The organism is Bacteroides sp. 14(A), from assembly GCF_000526555.1.
In the GTDB taxonomy this organism is placed as follows: domain Bacteria; phylum Bacteroidota; class Bacteroidia; order Bacteroidales; family Bacteroidaceae; genus Bacteroides; species Bacteroides cellulosilyticus.
The window spans coordinates 1229477-1246274 of the sequence record NZ_JAGH01000005.1; the positions used below are offsets into that span (position 1 = coordinate 1229477).

General features: G+C 40.0%; 23 protein-coding genes, 1 tRNA gene and 3 pseudogenes. 8 read left to right on the top strand and 19 right to left on the bottom strand.

Going from position 1 to position 16798, the window contains the following annotated elements; genetic code table 11:
* Positions 1 to 17 precede the first annotated feature (17 nt).
* The 6 genes from K429_RS0128015 to purU all read right to left on the bottom strand — a co-directional run bounded on the left by K429_RS0128015 (position 18) and on the right by purU (position 4501).
* Positions 18 to 743, bottom strand: coding sequence for a cell division ATP-binding protein FtsE (locus tag K429_RS0128015; RefSeq protein ID WP_007209750.1), 726 nt, complete (start codon positions 741 to 743; stop codon positions 18 to 20).
* Positions 744 to 778: 35 nt separating this feature from the next.
* Positions 779 to 1390: a bifunctional phosphoribosyl-AMP cyclohydrolase/phosphoribosyl-ATP diphosphatase HisIE gene (hisIE, locus tag K429_RS0128020; protein ID WP_029328897.1), complete on the bottom strand. Its 612-nt coding sequence runs from the start codon at positions 1388 to 1390 to the stop codon at positions 779 to 781.
* A 73-nt stretch (positions 1391 to 1463) separates the two neighbouring features.
* A complete protein-coding gene (hisF, locus tag K429_RS0128025; protein WP_029328898.1) occupies positions 1464 to 2222 on the bottom strand; it encodes an imidazole glycerol phosphate synthase subunit HisF in 759 nt (252 codons plus the stop codon).
* Positions 2223 to 2294: 72 nt separating this feature from the next.
* A complete protein-coding gene (gene hisA, locus K429_RS0128030) occupies positions 2295 to 3023 on the bottom strand; it encodes a 1-(5-phosphoribosyl)-5-[(5-phosphoribosylamino)methylideneamino]imidazole-4-carboxamide isomerase (RefSeq protein ID WP_029328899.1) in 729 nt (242 codons plus the stop codon).
* Between the two features lie 17 nt (positions 3024 to 3040).
* Positions 3041 to 3634 carry an imidazole glycerol phosphate synthase subunit HisH gene (gene hisH, locus K429_RS0128035; RefSeq protein ID WP_007216310.1) on the bottom strand — a complete coding sequence of 198 codons (594 nt, stop codon included), beginning with the start codon at positions 3632 to 3634 and terminating at the stop codon, positions 3041 to 3043.
* 9 nt (positions 3635 to 3643) lie between these two features.
* Positions 3644 to 4501, bottom strand: coding sequence for a formyltetrahydrofolate deformylase (purU, locus tag K429_RS0128040; protein WP_007209755.1), 858 nt, complete (start codon positions 4499 to 4501; stop codon positions 3644 to 3646).
* A gap of 338 nt (positions 4502 to 4839) precedes the next feature.
* Here purU and K429_RS0128045 point away from each other — a divergent pair.
* A tRNA-Asp gene (locus tag K429_RS0128045) sits at positions 4840 to 4913 on the top strand.
* Between the two features lie 201 nt (positions 4914 to 5114).
* Positions 5115 to 6266 (top strand): site-specific integrase, encoded by a 1152-nt coding sequence (locus K429_RS0128050; RefSeq protein WP_029327686.1) that lies wholly within the window; start codon positions 5115 to 5117, stop codon positions 6264 to 6266.
* 107 nt (positions 6267 to 6373) lie between these two features.
* Here K429_RS0128050 and K429_RS0128055 read toward each other — a convergent pair whose 3' ends face one another.
* The 8 genes and pseudogenes from K429_RS0128055 to K429_RS31075 all read right to left on the bottom strand — a co-directional run.
* Complete coding sequence (locus K429_RS0128055) at positions 6374 to 6655, bottom strand: RodZ family helix-turn-helix domain-containing protein (protein WP_029327685.1); 282 nt, start codon at positions 6653 to 6655, stop codon at positions 6374 to 6376.
* A gap of 1 nt (position 6656) precedes the next feature.
* Entirely contained in the window at positions 6657 to 7091 is a 435-nt protein-coding gene (locus tag K429_RS0128060) for a hypothetical protein (RefSeq protein WP_029327684.1), read from the bottom strand.
* Between the two features lie 159 nt (positions 7092 to 7250).
* Positions 7251 to 8183 carry a tyrosine-type recombinase/integrase gene (locus tag K429_RS0128065; protein ID WP_029327683.1) on the bottom strand — a complete coding sequence of 311 codons (933 nt, stop codon included), beginning with the start codon at positions 8181 to 8183 and terminating at the stop codon, positions 7251 to 7253.
* Between the two features lie 169 nt (positions 8184 to 8352).
* Positions 8353 to 8640, bottom strand: a complete 288-nt coding sequence (locus K429_RS0128070) for a hypothetical protein (protein WP_029327682.1) — start codon at positions 8638 to 8640, stop codon at positions 8353 to 8355.
* A 90-nt stretch (positions 8641 to 8730) separates the two neighbouring features.
* Entirely contained in the window at positions 8731 to 8970 is a 240-nt protein-coding gene (locus tag K429_RS30545) for a hypothetical protein (protein WP_081750913.1), read from the bottom strand.
* Between the two features lie 354 nt (positions 8971 to 9324).
* Positions 9325 to 9606 carry a hypothetical protein gene (locus tag K429_RS0128080; RefSeq protein WP_029328900.1) on the bottom strand — a complete coding sequence of 94 codons (282 nt, stop codon included), beginning with the start codon at positions 9604 to 9606 and terminating at the stop codon, positions 9325 to 9327.
* 18 nt (positions 9607 to 9624) lie between these two features.
* Positions 9625 to 9796, bottom strand: a pseudogene (locus K429_RS31070) (fusion protein); the annotation flags it as partial.
* Between the two features lie 198 nt (positions 9797 to 9994).
* A pseudogene (locus K429_RS31075) lies at positions 9995 to 10327 on the bottom strand (LPD29 domain-containing protein); the annotation flags it as partial.
* Between the two features lie 654 nt (positions 10328 to 10981).
* Here K429_RS31075 and K429_RS29585 point away from each other — a divergent pair.
* The 6 genes from K429_RS29585 (at position 10982) to K429_RS0128120 (ending at position 13742) form a co-directional block, all read left to right on the top strand.
* Complete coding sequence (locus tag K429_RS29585) at positions 10982 to 11608, top strand: hypothetical protein (RefSeq protein ID WP_029328902.1); 627 nt, start codon at positions 10982 to 10984, stop codon at positions 11606 to 11608.
* 284 nt (positions 11609 to 11892) lie between these two features.
* On the top strand, positions 11893 to 12237 hold the full coding sequence (locus K429_RS29590; RefSeq protein ID WP_155923489.1) for a hypothetical protein: 345 nt from the start codon (positions 11893 to 11895) through the stop codon (positions 12235 to 12237).
* A gap of 267 nt (positions 12238 to 12504) precedes the next feature.
* A complete protein-coding gene (locus K429_RS30550) occupies positions 12505 to 12705 on the top strand; it encodes a hypothetical protein (RefSeq protein WP_155923490.1) in 201 nt (66 codons plus the stop codon).
* Between the two features lie 269 nt (positions 12706 to 12974).
* Positions 12975 to 13244 carry a hypothetical protein gene (locus K429_RS0128110; RefSeq protein WP_155923491.1) on the top strand — a complete coding sequence of 90 codons (270 nt, stop codon included), beginning with the start codon at positions 12975 to 12977 and terminating at the stop codon, positions 13242 to 13244.
* A 29-nt stretch (positions 13245 to 13273) separates the two neighbouring features.
* Positions 13274 to 13405, top strand: a complete 132-nt coding sequence (locus tag K429_RS31220; RefSeq protein WP_255347668.1) for a hypothetical protein — start codon at positions 13274 to 13276, stop codon at positions 13403 to 13405.
* Between the two features lie 7 nt (positions 13406 to 13412).
* Entirely contained in the window at positions 13413 to 13742 is a 330-nt protein-coding gene (locus K429_RS0128120) for a hypothetical protein (protein ID WP_155923492.1), read from the top strand.
* Between the two features lie 90 nt (positions 13743 to 13832).
* Here K429_RS0128120 and K429_RS29595 read toward each other — a convergent pair whose 3' ends face one another.
* The 5 genes and pseudogenes from K429_RS29595 to K429_RS29615 all read right to left on the bottom strand — a co-directional run bounded on the left by K429_RS29595 (position 13833) and on the right by K429_RS29615 (position 16763).
* Entirely contained in the window at positions 13833 to 14384 is a 552-nt protein-coding gene (locus tag K429_RS29595; RefSeq protein WP_029327674.1) for a hypothetical protein, read from the bottom strand.
* 49 nt (positions 14385 to 14433) lie between these two features.
* On the bottom strand, positions 14434 to 15192 hold the full coding sequence (locus K429_RS29245) for a hypothetical protein (protein WP_052340689.1): 759 nt from the start codon (positions 15190 to 15192) through the stop codon (positions 14434 to 14436).
* Entirely contained in the window at positions 15192 to 15383 is a 192-nt protein-coding gene (locus K429_RS29600; protein WP_197031255.1) for a hypothetical protein, read from the bottom strand. The genes K429_RS29245 and K429_RS29600 overlap by 1 nt, the downstream gene beginning before the upstream one ends.
* A 20-nt stretch (positions 15384 to 15403) precedes the next feature.
* A pseudogene (locus K429_RS31375) lies at positions 15404 to 16334 on the bottom strand (phage portal protein).
* Between the two features lie 3 nt (positions 16335 to 16337).
* Positions 16338 to 16763, bottom strand: coding sequence for a hypothetical protein (locus K429_RS29615; protein WP_052340693.1), 426 nt, complete (start codon positions 16761 to 16763; stop codon positions 16338 to 16340).
* Positions 16764 to 16798 lie beyond the last annotated feature (35 nt).

Below are 16798 nucleotides of genomic sequence, written 5' to 3' on the forward strand. Positions count from 1 at the left end.
GTTCCTGTATTAAATGATTATATATTATTATTTGTTTCTTCTACAGTCGGCATCATACCCGAATACTCGGACGTTACATCTGTTATCTGATGACCTGCACAGCGATATACCTGTCCCGGAAACTCGTGAAGCAGATGGAGGTTGTGCGTAGTCATCAATACCAGTGAGCCACCCGTGCGGCTGATGTTGTGTAACAGTCCTACAATGGCACGTCCCGTTTCCGCATCCAGATTACCGGTCGGTTCATCCGCCAGGATAATCTCCGGAGAGTTGAGCATAGCACGAGCAATAACAATGCGTTGCTGTTCACCTCCCGAAAGTTCGTTAGGAAACTTATATCCTTTATTACCCATTCCTACCTGCATCAGCACTTCAGCGATACGATCTTTTATTTCCGATTTGTTTTTCCAGCCCGTAGCCTTCAATACAAAAGCAAGATTATCGTTCACCGTGCGGTCAGTCAACAGTTGGAAATCCTGAAACACAATGCCCAGCTTACGACGCAACTGCGGAATATGCTTGCGCTTAATGCGGCTCATATCATACCCCAGTACCATTGCTTCGCCGGCAGTGATATCCAGTTCTCCGTAGAGTGTCTTTAGCAAACTGGTCTTACCCGAACCTACCTTACCGATCAGGTACACAAATTCTCCCTTCTGCAGCTCGAGGTTTACCTCATTCAGCACGCACAAGTCCTGTTGGTGTACTTCCACATCTTTATATCGTATCAGCGGTTCAGCCATTCCCGTTTAATTATTAATTTTTAATTATTAATTAATTAGTGTTTCTTCCACGAAGCGCTATGACGTTCCTGCAATTCTCGTGCCAAATCTTCCAGACTATATCCTTTGGATGTTAGCAGCACGATGAGGTGGTATATCAAATCGGCTCCTTCATAGATCAACCGTTCATCAGTTCCATTGCAAGCTTCGATTACTGTTTCCACAGCTTCTTCACCCACTTTCTGCGCCATTTTATTCACACCAGACTCAAACAGACTGGTTGTGTAAGAACCTTCCGGCATCTCTTCATGGCGCTTAGTAATAAAATCCTGAAGATGCTTCAAGAACATTACAGGCTGTTCATTCTTCTCACCCCAGCATGTATCCGTGCCTGTATGGCAAACAGGTCCCACAGGGTGTACCTGAATCAGCAATGTATCCTGATCACAGTCTTCCTTGATAGAAACGACATTCAGGAAATTACCACTCTCCTCACCTTTCGTCCAAAGACGGTTCTTGGTGCGGCTGAAAAAAGTCACTTTACCGGTTTCTACCGTTTTGTCGTAAGCCTCTTTATTCATGAAGCCCAACATCAACACCTTAGCGGTGTCTGCGTCTTGTATGATTGCCGGAATAAGTCCGTTCATTTTATCAAAATCCATTTTTATATAATTACGAATTACAAATTACGAATTATAATGCGGTATAAGCATCCTATCATCTTACTATTTTATCATCCCCTTACACCGTTCGCATCGAGATTCCCTGGGCGCAAAGATACGATTTTAAATCGGGAATTTTAATTTCTCCGAAATGAAAAACGCTGGCTGCCAACGCCGCATCTGCTTTTCCTTGCAAAAACACATCACGAAAATGCTCTTTTGCTCCTGCTCCGCCCGATGCAATCACCGGAATAGAGAGGTTATCAGACATTTCAGCAAGCGCTTCATTAGCGTATCCGGTCTTTACGCCATCATGATTCATGCTGGTGAAAAGTATTTCTCCGGCACCACGTTCCTGAGCTTCTTTGGTCCAGGTAAACAGTTCCTTATCTGTTTCTACACGGCCTCCATTCAAATAGCACCACCAGCCTTTTTCAGTTTGTTTGGCATCTACCGCCAACACACATACCTGCGAACCGAAGTTCTTAGCTATTTCATCAATCAGTTCAGGACGGCGAATCGCAGAAGAATTGATAGAAATTTTATCTGCACCGGCATTCAGTAGACGGTCTACATCACTCAATTCGTTGATACCGCCACCTACCGTAAACGGAATACTAATATTGGCAGCAATACGCTTCACCAACTCTGCAAATGTCTTGCGACCTTCAAAACTGGCTGTTATATCCAGAAAAACCAATTCATCAGCACCTTGCTCACTATATGCACACGCCAGTTCCACCGGATCGCCCGCTTGACGCAAATTGACGAAATTGGTTCCTTTCACTGTTTGTCCGTCTTTGATATCGAGACAGGGGATAATTCTTTTCGCTAACACTTTTGTTTTGTTTTAACGATTTATATTCATGAGGATATATAATCTAAATCTAACTCAATTGAGAATGATTCGTCAATAATCCTGCATCATTCTTTCAATTTCCTTCAAAGTAATACGCCCTTCATACAGAGCCTTACCAAAAATAACAGCCGGTACCCCAGCCGTCTCCAATACACGTATATCTTCCATACTGCTGACACCGCCACTTGCTATCAGGTAAAGGTCGGGATGTTTTTCCAGCATTGCCTTATACAGTTCAATAGAAGGCCCCTGCAACATACCGTCACAACTAATATCCGTGCAGATTACTTTCTGAATACCTTTCTCTACATATTCTTTCAGGAAAGGGAACAATTCACAAGCACTTTCATCCTTCCAGCCATTCACAGCTATCTTCCGGTCTTTCACGTCCGCACCAAGAATTATCTTCTCACTGCCGTAAACTTCCAGCCAATGGCAGAACAACTCAGGATTTTTCACCGCAATACTGCCGCCTGTAACCATCTGTGCCCCATTCTCGAAAGCGATCTTCAAGTCTTCATCACTTTTCACACCACCACCGAAATCAACTATCAGGGAAGTCTGTGAGGTGATTCTATTCAAAACATTATAATTGACTACATGATGAGAAGCCGCTCCGTCCAAGTCTACCACATGAAGCCGGCGAATACCGTGCGCCTCCATCTCTTTGGCCACTTCTACCGGATTTTCGTTATACACCTTCTTACTGTCATAGTCACCTTGCGAAAGGCGTACACACTTTCCGTCGATAATATCTATTGCAGGAATAAGCTCTATCATAATATTCATCTACTTAATTATAATTCTAAAAAATTACGCAGGATACGTTCTCCCACACCTCCACTTTTCTCCGGATGGAATTGGGTAGCGTAATAATTATCCTTATGCAAGGCAGCGCTAAACGGTTGTATATAGTCCGTCACAGCAGCTGTATATTCATTGACCGGAACGTAGAAGCTATGCACAAAATAGACAAACTCTTCTTTTGTAAAGCCTTTGAATAAGCCACTGTTCGTCTCTGTGAGCGTATTCCAACCCATGTGAGGCACTTTATCCTCATGCTTCTGTGGAACGAAACGCTTCACTTCCGTATCAAAAATACCCAGACAGTCCACATCTCCTCCTTCTTCAGAATGGCGGCACATCACTTGCATACCCAGACATATCCCTAAAAGAGGCTGTCTAAGTTCCTTAATCAATGCATCCATACCACTGGCACGCAGAAACTTCATGGTTGTTTCCGCCTCGCCCACACCTGGAAAGATCACTTTGTCCGCCGCACGCAATTCATCTTTATCCGCCGTTACCACAGCCTCCACGCCCAAACGCTTCAGCGCATAATCCACCGAATAGATATTGCCCGCATTATATTTGATAATCGCTACTTTCATGAATATACCTTAACTAAATATCACTGTTTTATTCTTATATGCCAGTACCTTGCGCTCAATATGCTTCTGCACGGCACGTGAGAGAACAATCTTTTCCAGGTCTTTCCCCTTATTTACAAGATCTTCTACAGTATCTTTATGAGTGATACGAACCACATCTTGTTCAATGATCGGTCCTGCATCCAATTCTGTTGTTACATAATGACTGGTAGCGCCAATGATCTTCACACCACGCTCAAATGCTGCATGATAAGGTTTTGCTCCCACAAATGCAGGAAGGAAAGAATGATGAATATTGATAATCCGATTGGGATATGCATCAATCATCCGCTCTGAAATCACCTGCATATAACGCGCCAGTACAATAAAGTTCACCTTATGTTTTGCCAGCAATTCCATTTCTTTTTTCTCCTGTTCTTCTTTTGTCTCCTTTGTAATAGGGAACAAATAGAAAGGTATTCCGAAACGTTCGGCAACATGTTGCAAGTCGGGATGGTTGCTTATAATAAGAGGAATCTCGACGTTCCACTCTCCTGCCGTATAGCGTGCCAGTAAATCGAACAGGCAATGTGACATCTTAGACACAAATATTGCCATACGTGGTTTCGTATCCGAGAAATAGAGACGGAAAAACATTTCATATTTCTGTGCGTACAGCGTAGCAAAATAATCTTCAATTTTCTCTTGCGGTATCAGAAAGTTCTTCAATTCCCACTCGATACGCATGAAAAAGATATTCTCCACATGATCGACATATTGGTCCAGATAGATAATATTTCCCTTGTTTACCGTTATAAAGTCTGTCACTTCTGCCAGAATTCCCGGTTTGTCGGGACAGTGAAGTAACAGTTTAGCCGTTTTCATCATCCTAAATTATCGTTTTTATCGTTTTCAAATTACAATTTTCTCGATTTGAGTTTGCAAAAATAACGATTTATTGTAAAATAACGAAGTTTTCGAGCAAGAAGTTTAAATCAAGCAACAGAAAGCTTCGTTTTCATTACAAAACCATCCCAATCCCCTTTCACAAAAAGCTCTGCAAGAACTTATTTTTTTTATATTCCAATGTTCTCAAAATGAGGATATAAAAGGAAAAGTGATAAAATCAAGCAAAAAAATTTCATCGTAGCTATTGCAGGTTTCAAAGAAATGCCTACCTTTGCAACCGCAATCGAGAGAGAAAGCAATTAAGGAAATGAAATTATGGTGCGTTAGTTCAGTTGGTTAGAATACATGCCTGTCACGCATGGGGTCACGGGTTCGAGTCCCGTACGCACCGCTTAAATAGGGACGAGAAATCGCCCCTATTTTGCTGTATATCAGAGTGTTGTAATTTCGTTTTGGCCAAAAATAGAGATATATCGCCTAATTTATATGTCCCAATACAGCCCAATACAGCCCAATACGACCCAAATAAAAAGTTGTCCTGTGATACCTTGTGTGATACCAATTTTCAATAGATGCCTAAAAACTTTAAATTATGAGATACCCGACATTACGGTTTGTCTTTGACCGAAAAAAGACAGCTACAAAAAAACATAAGGCTTCTGTACAAATTGAAGTCCTTAGCGAAAGGAAAAGAAAATATATTGGAACTGGTGTGAAGTTATATTCTGACCAATGGGACGAACGAAAAAAGGTAATAAATTCAATGCAAATGCTTGAATTAAACAGAAGTCTTGACGAGCAAATCAGGATTATACAGGATTGGGTAAACGAGCTTATCCGTAAAAGGGAGCCATTCGACTTTGAAAGGCTGGACCGGTTTATCAAATTCTCCAAAAAGTCGGAAAGCTTTATAGAATTTGCCGAAAGAAGATTAGAGGAAAGGCAGGATATAACAGAGAGTACCAAGAAGACACACCGGACATTCACGGAGTCTTTAAGAAGCTTTGAACGAATAACAAATTTCTCCGACCTTACGAAAGAGAATATAATACTATATGATGACTGGTTACATTCAAAAGGTTATTCTCAACCCACGGTGCATAACTACCACAAAAGAATGAAACGTTATATAAACGAAGCCATAAGATTTGAATTACTTGATTCCAATCCTTATTTAGGGCTTCATTTTGATCGCGGAAAACATCAGATAAGGAAATACCTTACCGAGGGAGAATTGGCTCAAATTATGAAGGCTGAAATACCTTCTAAGACCATTTGCCAAGTGCGGGACTTATTTGTTTTCCAATCTTATACCGGTATATCATATGCAGACCTTGCAAAGTTTGATTTCGAAAAAGACATAAAAAGGTTAAACGGCAAAATGGTGATCCAGGATATCCGGCAAAAAACAGAAGAAAGATACTTTATCGTTCTTCTTTCTCCTGCTATTGAAGTGCTTGAAAGATACAATTTCATCCTTCCGGTAATCAGTAACCAGCAATACAATTTAAGGCTTAAAATCGTGTCTGACTATGCGAAAATAGACAAGAAATTAACCGTTCACATGGCCCGGCACACGTTCGCTACAATGTGTCTCAACAACGGTGTGAGGATAGAGAATGTAAGCAAAATGTTGGGACATTCCAATATAAAAACGACACAAGAATATGCGAAGGTTCTTAATTCGGAAGTCGAAAAGTCGTTTGAGTTGCTGGAAAGTAAAATAAAAATGGGGCAAATTTAAATTGCCCCTATTTTGTTTCAATTTACGTTAAAATAAAAAAAAACTGAACCTAGATGCCTTCCGGACACAAGAAAGGCGGTAAATTCAATTATATCGCCTTATGCTAGTTAAACTTGTTTAGGTAAATTTCCCTTCCCTTTTTCCAGCATCTCTTTAAAATCAATCCCTTCTTTTTTATCTTTCTCTGCAAAATACATGAACAAGTCAGCTCCACAGATATAACCTAAAAAGACATCTATCGTATAGTTTGTTATTCCTTCTTCTACGGCTTTAACTTGTTCTATTCTAATTTGTCCTTTTTGTGCCACTGCATACCTCGATAGACCTTTTGATTCTCTAAATGATTGCAATGCTTGTCCTAAGACTTCTCTGTAATTTTGTTTATCCATATCACCTAATATTAAAGTATTTCTTTATATAACTTTGGGACACTCCAGTCTTTTCAGACAAGGCTTTAACTTCAAAATGCTTGGCAAACCGTGACAACGAATATCCCTTCAATTTTTCATCGTTGCTTGTACGATACTGAGCAATAAGGTCAGGAACAACTTTACAGGGAGAATCATTATCCACTTCTTCATTAGCATTCTCGAAAGTATGCATATCATAAGTACCATCTTTCCAATCATTTATTACTTCTTGAAAGTCCGAAATTTCATATCCCCTTTTCTCACACACAGCCTCTATTTGGCTTTCAATAGAAAGAAGCTCATTACATGCAGATCTTATATAAAGGCAGATGTCATTTGAACCTCTAAGAGAGGTATTCGGTTCATGATCTGAAACTCTTACTTTTAGTCCGTTTATTTGATAATACTTGCTCATATTGTTTATTGCCTTACTTCTTATACTGCAAATATACTACAAATATTTGTACTGCCAAAAGGGAACAATACAAATATTTGTATGTTGTATAACATTAAGCGGTAAATCCAATACGTCAAAGATCAGCTACCGACTTATAAGATACAGCCTACCTCATTACTACATAAAAAATGCGCTCGCCTTTTCATTCAGTTTCCCAGTGCCACACACAACGTAATTTTGAGTCATCTTAATGTCTGAATGGCCCATCCTTTTGGCAATCTGGAGTAACGGAACACCTAGTTCCGCTAAATTGGTTGCAAAACTTCTTCGTGCGGTATGGGATGCGACAAACTGCCATTTTTCACCCGTCTCATTCTTTCCCCTGCGGAATAGCTTTATCTTTCCATTGATATCACACTCCCGGCAAATATCCCGTATAGTATCGTTAAAACATGCATCTACATATTTCCGCTTCCCGGCAATCGGCAACAGCTTTTTAAGTATTGGTTTTGCTTCAATGGTTGCAGCTATATTCGTTTTCTTGCTTACGTATGTTATATAACCTCCTTGGATGTTCTCTCCTGTCATTTCAAGTATATCCGAATGTCGGGCACCCGTATAACAACCTATCAAGAACTGAGCCAAGACAATATTCTCTTTCTCATTCTTCGGTCGGTATTGTTCAAGTCTTGAAAGTTCATCCAGGTTGAGATAAACGTTGACGGATGGCGTTCCCTTGACATTTAACCGTTCGGCAAATTTCGGATAAGGCAAAACGAATTCGTCTTTTCCGTCATTTAATACAGCCTTTAGCATTGCCGTATATGTCCGTATGGAACTTGGTGAGCAAGACGAAAAAAGACTCAAGATGTCATCTATATTGCTTTTTGTAAAGTCTTCCCATTCTGGAAGCCGGCCCAACAGTTTTTGCATCTTGGTTATGATACCGTAATATTTCGGATATTTGCAAATGAACCTCCCGCAAAAGGTATTTTTCCAGTCCTTTATATCGAACAACTCAGGCAACAAGCCTAACTTATTCATTCTTTCCATTCCTTCCCGGCTTATCTTGGAGCCGAAAAGAATCTTATTCAATTCATTCAATTCCATAGCCTAATCTTTAACTATTCTTTTCTTGCATAAGATAACAGTAATAATTACCCCCAATGTCCATACAAGAAGGATAAAACCTATACATCCACTTGCGCCGCAACATAGAAAGAAAATAAAAATCAGCCAAAGTATAAAACCTAAATACATATCATTCCTCCTTATTTCTTTATTGAATAAATTCCCGTAACGGTTTATAACATAGTTCTTTATGATTTCTCATCTTTTCTAGCCATATATAGGGAATTAAAAAACCAAATTTAATAGAATAATTTCCTCCAAAGTAATTCTGCTGATCTCGTAATGAGATAAGTAAATGATAATAAGATTTAGAAACTTTTTGTATATTTGCTTGAGGATCACTCATCAACGTATTTAATTCTTTTCTATATTTCTCCTCTCGGATTTTGGCATTATCAAAGCCACATCCAGAACTTCGACTTGGTTTCCAGCTCATAATTTTCTTCCTTCCTCTATTGATATCAGTAATTTGTTATTTAAAGATGTAATGTATATTCTTAATTGCTCTTGCATATCCATTTTAGTGTTATAGAGTAAACTCTAAACGACAATAACCGCGACGTATGGCAACATTAACGGAAGGAATTACACCGCAATTAGTCGCTTGATGAAACGCGAAAATCTTACGGGGACAGATAACCTTTTCAGGGGTTGAAACGCCATTCTCTTTGTTTTTGCAGTAACCTATGAACTTTCTCCATTCACTCCCTTTTACTTCTTTAAGCTTATCGTAACTGAAGCCTTTAACATTAAATACAAGTTCCATAATATTAAAATTTATCTGATCTATCAATTATAAACTCCCTTATCTTCTCTATATCGGTGCCGCTGATAAACAGGACAGCACCGAACAATAACAGCATCAAACAAAACATATGATAGTTATTTAGATGGCTTTCCTTAATCGCCCGTTATCGTCTACATGCGCGTTCAGGTATTCGGCCCCTCTTTCGGCTTCCTCTTTAGTCGAATAGTAATCTATAATACAATTATCCAAATTATCCACTATTCCGTAATATCCAAGCATTAACGGCTTATCCTTGACAGTGTAACGTCTCCCAGTTTACTTTCTTTTCATAGGCTTCAACGTTATGACTTGTAGATGATTTCTCAGGGCGTATTATATCCATGTACCTAACTTCTTTTCCGCAATAGTTTTCGGGCACTTCTTCAAATTACCGACATTGCAACAACCATTTGAATTTAACCGAGCGGTCCCGTTTTTTTCGTTAAAAGCCAATATAACGCCTATTTCTCCGATCTGATCATAAACGACTTCACCCAATTTAAACCCGTCCAGTTCTTCGGATGTTGTCGGATAATCCACACAACAGTATTTAGTGTAGTCGTCAATAACTAACGGGGTGTTATTTTCCCGTGTTTCCTCTGTAAGTTCCGGCAATTCTGTAGCCTTTACCAGTTCTTTAACCTTATCCGCCTGCTTCTTGCTAAATATCCATCCGGAACGCTTTTCGCCTTCATAATTTAAAGACGGGTTAAAGCGTCCCGCCCAATTCCTTTAATTGCTCCTTGATAGCTTTCGTGTCACCGAACACCGCAATAGCTTTTTCGGAATAGTCCACTATCTCCAGACCTTCAACGGCAACAGGTTCTACCATATTGGAAGCATTTTCTTTTTCCTGTTTTAGTGCGTTCTTCTTCTCTTTAGGTTCTACAATCTGGTATTCATTACTAACCTTTATACTAAGATAAAAATTAGTATCGTAATAGTCTTGCATTCCGTCGCTATCATCATAACGGAAAGAACTTGCATACGTCGCAACAGCATCAAGAACCGCGAACACTTCCGGAGTTAATTCATCTTCCCAACCCTTAACGGTGGACATTGTGGACATATAACCGCGTTCCGCACTTCTTGAACCTTCAACAAAAGGAACACAAGCGCCTGCCTTTAACTCGATACACATAGAATCTGTGTACATGCTCCACTCTGAACGAATAGAGAATTTAAAACTAGGAAAATTCTTCTTTGCATAAGCTCTAACCTTTGCGGCTATTTCCTTTGTAGATAATTTGCTGTCATAGTTTGAACCAGACCAACCGTTACTCGTGTAGAAATTCATTGCTTTCATAATCGTTATTTTAATCGTTAATAATATCATCGTTTAAAACCAAAAGAATGACAGTGTAGGTTATGTATATGTTTTGGTTGTATATGTAACTATCCCCATCCCTTTGGTATTGCAAATGTAGTGAGTTATCTTTGCCTGTTATAATATTATAGATATAATATTCACGAGAAAGTGAAAATAATATTTATCATTAAAATGGGTAGTTAAATATATAAACAGTAGATACCTAAAAATGGTGTAAATGTGCTTTATATGACCTAAAAAGGGTGTTTTATGAATATTATTAGTATAATATTTACAACACGAATACCCCACCCCGGGGTGGTATTTTATTACCAAAAAGGCAAATGATTATCGCTCAAAATTTTTATTTTATTTTTTTATTTTTCCCGTTTGTTTCTTGTTATATTGATTATTTAGTTGTATATGCAATTAAATTAATTCTGTTACGCTTTAATATGTATGGTTATTATTCATTTCCTGTATATGTTATTTTTTATACTACATATTATATATCCTTGATATAAAATAAATTAATGATAATATTGTATATTGTGTATATAATCAGTATTTTTGTAGAAAATACAAGTTAATATATGCGATATATATTTCTATAAAACGCTTGTTTTTATGCATTACGTTAACTGATATTCTTATAATTATTTAATATTCAAGCACTTTTATATGAATAGTTATTATGACCATATACTGCATTTAATAGTCACTAAATTATGCACTCTTTCTGACGAGAATGTTTTTGCCCGTTTTTCTTCGGGTTCCGACTTTGCCGAATCTTCTATGATAATCAAGAGTCTTGTGTTTAAGATCATGGCAAATAGTGATTTCTGTTATCTTCATGGCTGTTATTACCTGTTTACTGGTGAGATTTACGAGCCGGTCAATCCTGAGTTGATAGGCAAGGCTATCGAGGAGTGGTTGATTCGCATGCGGGTAAGCAGTAGGATTTTGCATTATTCATCAAAGAAGTTCCAGGACGAGGCTCGTCTTTCTATCCGTATCAATAATCCGTTCTGTCCGGTATTCCATATCAAGGCTTATGTTAACGGTGTGGTTGACTTCACGGATGGGGAATTGCGTCCTTTTGATGCCAAGTATCACGTTATATACAAGCATCCTTATGAGTATGATCCCAGTGCGAAGTGTCCGATGTGGCAGTCTTTCTTGCGGACTGTCTTGCCGGAGAAGGATAGCAGGTTGATATTGCAAATGTACTTGGGACTGTGTACGTTTGACAGGGGGAAGATGATAGACAAGGTTGAGAACTGCCTTATGCTGTTCGGGTACTGGTAGCAACGGCAAGTCTGTGATATACGGAGACGATAACGGGGATATTCGGCAGGGAGAATGTTTCCTCTATGGGATTGTTGTCTTTGATCAAGGGAGGTGACGAGAGGTTGAGGAATATTGCCAGGATTGACGGCAAGTTGGTTAACATGTGGCCCGGAGATACAAGCGCGGGACATATCGGGGTATGAGGACGCGTTCAAGACGTTATGCTCAGGAGAGATGGTTTATGGTCGGAATATCGGAGGGAATGTCTATGAGGTGCGGATGTCCCTTGGATGATATTCAACATGAACAATCTCCCGAAGGCTTCGGATACGAGCTATGGATATTTCAGGCGTTTCTTGTATGTGATGTTTGAGAATGTCATCCCAGAAGAGATGCAGAACAAGCATCTTGCAGATGATTTGAAGCAGGAATATCCTGGTATATTGAATTGGATTATCAGAGGCGGGAAATATTTAAAGCAAAGAAGGTTTGTCTTTCCGAAGAGCGAGAACTCGGAGAAGCAGAAGCTTATAGTAATGGGGGAAAGCAACATAACTTTCTCTTGGGCTTTTGCACGCGGGGTAAGACCTTCCGCCAATGCCAAGGGCGAGTTATTCCACGTGGTTAAGGTCTTCAGACATGTATAACGATATGGTGCGTTATGCGGAAGCCAACGGCTTTTGAAAGTGTAAGCATGCAGGACTTTGGAAAGCAGCTTACGGAAACTGGGATTCGGTAAGATGAGCAGGAGAAGGGATTCCAAGGGCATTATTTACAAGGTTTTTCGGATGTAACGAGAAGGAATTGAAGACTCCTGTTCCTATTGTATCTGACATGGACATGGATTTTGACGGGTATAACGGGGACGTGGAGTATGACGCGGAGGATATGTAGAACTTTAATATAGACAAGGTATGATAACTATATACAATATAGGATTGTTTACTCAATATTGTCATTCCGATAGCGTAAAATACGGATACAATATAGGTTCATTGGCTGTAAAATATGGAGTCACGGATATAAGTGGGTTTTCAGAGAAAGAGCAATCGGATATTTTCTTGAAAATAGAATCGGAGAATGGGGGGCATTATAGTAGTGCCTCACGGTGGTAGCTTCTTAAGGAGAACATTTATTGAAAAGCTCCTGACAAAGGATGGGTTTTATAGATGACAAGTATTTTAATACTCCTTTATATGTAAATATACAGGGGAACGATGTAGAGTATAGAATTATTAATTATATAAATAATAGTTTATGAAAGACGGAGAAAAGTTACAGATTGGCAACTGGATTGTCGAAAAGGTGGAGATGGACGGAGTAGATTTCATGGAGGTTCGTGGCTTCGGGCGGCATATTCAGATTCATGTATAGGATTGACAGCATGATGTATGGACTGCTTGACAATGTGCTGAAGGAGGACAAGTCGGGCGTAGGTGTTATTTTCAATAACGTATTCGCTGTTGCTACACTTCTTGACGCTGAGTTTCAGAATGATGTAGTTCAAGTTGTTGTACGGGCTATTGATCGCGTGAAAGCCGAATCGGTCAGTGACGAGGAAGATGCCAAAATTCTTGCGGAGGAACGTACTAAATATGAGATGAAAAAGGAAATGGAGGGAGAAAATGGGGGAAATAGAAAAGCGAAAGCCTGAAAGCGGAAATTGAGAAGGACATTTCCGGTATGATGACTACGTATGAGAGGAATACGGGGCTTATTGTGGATGAAATAGGGTTTATCCGGCAACCTGTATATGACAACATGGGAAAAGAGACGGATTTTAGGTATGTAGTGGAACTGAGGGTTAAACTATGAAAGTGAAATGGAACGGATAAAGCTGTCTAAGACCGAAAAAAAAGTGTTGCGGATGCTTGACGCAGGATTTACGGATGTACCTAGTGATATTCCGTATGACAAATATGCGCTAGCTGCAAGCTCTCTAAAAAAGGCAGGCCTTGTGAAATGCTCGTTCCTTACCAATGGCAAAGTATGTGGTATAAGGCTGACCAAGCAAGGCAAGATGTATCTGTATGATAACCCATATTTATTCAATCCTGTTAATTGGAGCAAGTGGGCTGCGATAACAGGAATTGTAACCGCACTGATTTCTCTGATAGTTCTTGTGATTGGGTGTGTGGCTATTTTAAAATAGCAGGTAATTTTATCGAATGAAATAATAAAGAGGGGCACGGGAGTATTCTATGTACACCGTGCCCCTAAACTTTTTCCGGTTACGGATAAGCTATCCTTCTTCATTGTTTGTTTCCAGCTGTGCTTTCTTGTTTTTAGCTTTCATGTATAGAGAGCATGACTTACAGGAGATTGGAAGATAGAAATGGACGGTATTGTCTTCTTCTATTGTTTCTTCCTTTTTCATCTGCTGGAGGTCGGCTATTTTCATAAGAACATCAGCGCGGTCTTTGCCTTTTAGGTCTTTGACTGTGGCGACGAGGGCATTGAGAACTTCGTTCTTGTCGCGGAACTTTCCGGTAAAATCATCTTCGGTTTCTTCTTTCTCGTCCTTATCGCACGAGGTCGGTATTTTCTTGAAACGTCCCAATCGAATTGCCTTTTGCTTAGATTGCATATAGGTAAGAATGTTGGGGTCGTTGATGATCTTGTCTATCTGCTGCTTGTTCCATTCATCGGCAAGGGTAGGCTTGTACTGGCCGGTAGCAATAAAAGCTTCAGTAGCATCCCAGCCCATCATTATCATGTCTGCCATTGCGCGTTCCAATACGGATATGTTGTATCTCTTGGTTTCGTTAATGAATCGTTTTGAATATTTGAGCATATTTTCTTGTATTTTAGGTTAATAGATAAACGCCATTCCACATACGCAATTATTGTGAAGTGGTGGATACGGGTCTGACATAGGATGAGTCCGCATAGCATATTCGTCCACATGTCTGGCAGGGAAAGCTACTGGATCGGAAAGTAATAAAACCTTTTGCGCCCTTCTCTGTTCCCGATAGGTACCAATATTTCATCCAACCTTCTGCCACCGCAAATACGGTCAGATTACGGAGGGCCGTGAAACTGCTATTGGTTCGTCCTATCCCGTAGCTTATACTATCGGTCCGTATGCGTGTGGCGTTCATATCTCCTGCTTTGACTGCTTCTATAAAGTCTGGATTGTCGTACGGGTGTTCCAGGTTTTTGGATATGAGTTGAAGGGTGGCAGCTTTCGATGTTCCCGCAAGCATAGATGCGGCGATGGCGGCTTCCAGCTCATACTTGTATCGGTTGGCATATATGGCGTTACGTTCACCAAATGTTTTTCCGTATGAGTTGCGTGTGATATATGCTAATATCTCTTCTTCCTTATCATTGTGAGTGGCTACAGAAAGGGTTGAAGTGTAGTCTTCGATAGTGGCTCGCAAATCAGAAATGACAGCTTCCACCTCGTGCTTCAGATTCAGGTCTAAGGAAAAGCGGAACATCTTTGGAGGTATGCCGTATTTGTGGGATATGGATATTATTCTTTCAGCAGCACGGAGCATAGCGGTACGGAGATTTCTCCCCATGCTTTTTTCAGCTTGCAGCCTCTGGCGGATATAATCCTTCGCTTCCTCTATTTCTCTGTCTGACGGATATCTCATTAGGCTTTCACTCCCTCTTCTACGGTGACTTGGTTTCCTTCTGTCTTATTCGCTTTAGCTGTCTTTAGTTCAAAGAGAAGGTCGGCTTGCTGTTCTTCTTTCTTTTCCCGGACGATCCTGTCCCATTCTCCATTAGTGGTATATAAAGTTTCTATACGTTCGGATGCAGTTTGTCTGGAAACAGAAACCATTTTGTACAGCAGTTGCAAGGTCAGAAATGACAGTGGACGTGTTTCACATGTACATACGGCTCTATCCACCATTTCATATTGAGATTGGTAAAATCGATGGTCTTTTTCATTTCCATTCCGTAACCATAGGAGAATATGGCTACCATGTCATCAAGGAACTTTTGGTATTTGGGAGCATCGTTCATAGCTTTCTCAACAGCCGGAGAATAGAGGATTTTTAATGCTGCCGCCGGTAAATCTCCTGATTTTAGTTCTGGAGGTTCAACTATGAAAGATTGGGTAAATATCATCTTGTAGAGCGTATCGAGTTGCTTCATGTAACTTTCAGATGCGCTTTGGGCACTTAAATAGGACACTTTATCATCTGTACCCATTGAAAAGCGTCTTAATTGTACCGTTAGCATCATATTGAGCATCAAGCCTATCTCCTTCACCTTGAAACACAAGGGTTGGCTCTCCAAATGCCTGGTTGTTATGTGCCATTTGCGAAAATGACATTTCGTAAGCATCTATGCTGTCTTGAGATGCACTCCAACAAGCTCCGTCTTCGTCTCGATGGTAGGCCACAGGAATGAAAGGGAACCCATGTGGGCGTTTTTCTACTAAAGAATATCCATCTACTCCAAAGAGACCAAGAATCTTGTCCTTAAATGTCTTTGCGGCTTCTCCGTTGCGTTTGAAACGGTACATATAAGTTTTATCCCATACTTCCAACCATTCCGTTGTCGTTCCTCCGTTATTGTCGGTATCATTAAACGAGCGGGCAAAGAGGCGAAGTTTTCCGGTGATTGAGTCGTAATGCGGATAGAGTGTATCTCCATTGGCAAACGACAATACCTTATGCCCGAACACTCCATTGTCTAAATATCCAAGAAAAGCCGTATCTCCTGTGGTCTTTACGGAATTTGCAGCATCAAAAAAAGCTATTTCCATGTTTTTTTTTTCAGCCATCCTTCACGGTATATGTTTAAATATATCCATATCTTTCTGAGAAGGTTTAGGACTGCATAGTTCAAACTGTATGTCGTTTCCGCACAGATGCACCATCTGCTTTATCTTGATTATTTGCTGGAAAGCAAATGCGTATCGGGGAACAAATTCAGTATAGTAACGGCTTTTCGTTTTTCCGGTATCATTTCCTTCCGCATCAAGTACAGGTACAAGTTCCTCACGAGTGATATCCGGATATACCGTAGGATCATTTATGGCATGGCCGCTTGGATAATATTCACGGAGAAAATCCGCTTGTGTCACTATGCTGAAAGCTATGTCATCAAAAGGCATAGGCACCTCTGTGGATGCTGTAAAAGTGCCATGAGAATTTCCGTTGGGAAGTATTTTCTTCCACGGTCTTTTAGTTTTTACTTCTTTGGTATTCATCTTCTATAGCGGTTTAAATGGTCTGACTATTCTGG

Bases quoted from the DNA above. Each gene is read 5' to 3' on its own strand.
- K429_RS29245 (WP_052340689.1), bottom strand. From the start codon at position 15,192: ATGAGATATCCGTCAGACAGAGAAATAGAGGAAGCGAAGGATTATATC.
- K429_RS0128055 (WP_029327685.1), bottom strand. From the start codon at position 6,655: ATGGATAAACAAAATTACAGAGAAGTCTTAGGACAAGCATTGCAATCA.
- K429_RS30550 (WP_155923490.1), top strand. From the start codon at position 12,505: ATGATAACTATATACAATATAGGATTGTTTACTCAATATTGTCATTCC.
- K429_RS29595 (WP_029327674.1), bottom strand. From the start codon at position 14,384: ATGCTCAAATATTCAAAACGATTCATTAACGAAACCAAGAGATACAAC.
- purU (WP_007209755.1), bottom strand. From the start codon at position 4,501: ATGATGAAAACGGCTAAACTGTTACTTCACTGTCCCGACAAACCGGGA.
- K429_RS0128050 (WP_029327686.1), top strand. From the start codon at position 5,115: ATGAGATACCCGACATTACGGTTTGTCTTTGACCGAAAAAAGACAGCT.
- K429_RS0128065 (WP_029327683.1), bottom strand. From the start codon at position 8,183: ATGGAATTGAATGAATTGAATAAGATTCTTTTCGGCTCCAAGATAAGC.
- K429_RS0128015 (WP_007209750.1), bottom strand. From the start codon at position 743: ATGGCTGAACCGCTGATACGATATAAAGATGTGGAAGTACACCAACAG.
- K429_RS30545 (WP_081750913.1), bottom strand. From the start codon at position 8,970: ATGGAACTTGTATTTAATGTTAAAGGCTTCAGTTACGATAAGCTTAAA.
- hisH (WP_007216310.1), bottom strand. From the start codon at position 3,634: ATGAAAGTAGCGATTATCAAATATAATGCGGGCAATATCTATTCGGTG.
- K429_RS31220 (WP_255347668.1), top strand. From the start codon at position 13,274: ATGATGACTACGTATGAGAGGAATACGGGGCTTATTGTGGATGAAATA.
- hisA (WP_029328899.1), bottom strand. From the start codon at position 3,023: ATGATAGAGCTTATTCCTGCAATAGATATTATCGACGGAAAGTGTGTA.
- K429_RS29590 (WP_155923489.1), top strand. From the start codon at position 11,893: ATGAACAATCTCCCGAAGGCTTCGGATACGAGCTATGGATATTTCAGG.
- K429_RS29585 (WP_029328902.1), top strand. From the start codon at position 10,982: ATGAATAGTTATTATGACCATATACTGCATTTAATAGTCACTAAATTA.
- K429_RS29615 (WP_052340693.1), bottom strand. From the start codon at position 16,763: ATGAATACCAAAGAAGTAAAAACTAAAAGACCGTGGAAGAAAATACTT.
- K429_RS0128120 (WP_155923492.1), top strand. From the start codon at position 13,413: ATGGAACGGATAAAGCTGTCTAAGACCGAAAAAAAAGTGTTGCGGATG.
- K429_RS29600 (WP_197031255.1), bottom strand. From the start codon at position 15,383: ATGGTTTCTGTTTCCAGACAAACTGCATCCGAACGTATAGAAACTTTA.
- K429_RS0128060 (WP_029327684.1), bottom strand. From the start codon at position 7,091: ATGAGCAAGTATTATCAAATAAACGGACTAAAAGTAAGAGTTTCAGAT.
- K429_RS0128110 (WP_155923491.1), top strand. From the start codon at position 12,975: ATGATGTATGGACTGCTTGACAATGTGCTGAAGGAGGACAAGTCGGGC.
- K429_RS0128070 (WP_029327682.1), bottom strand. From the start codon at position 8,640: ATGAGCTGGAAACCAAGTCGAAGTTCTGGATGTGGCTTTGATAATGCC.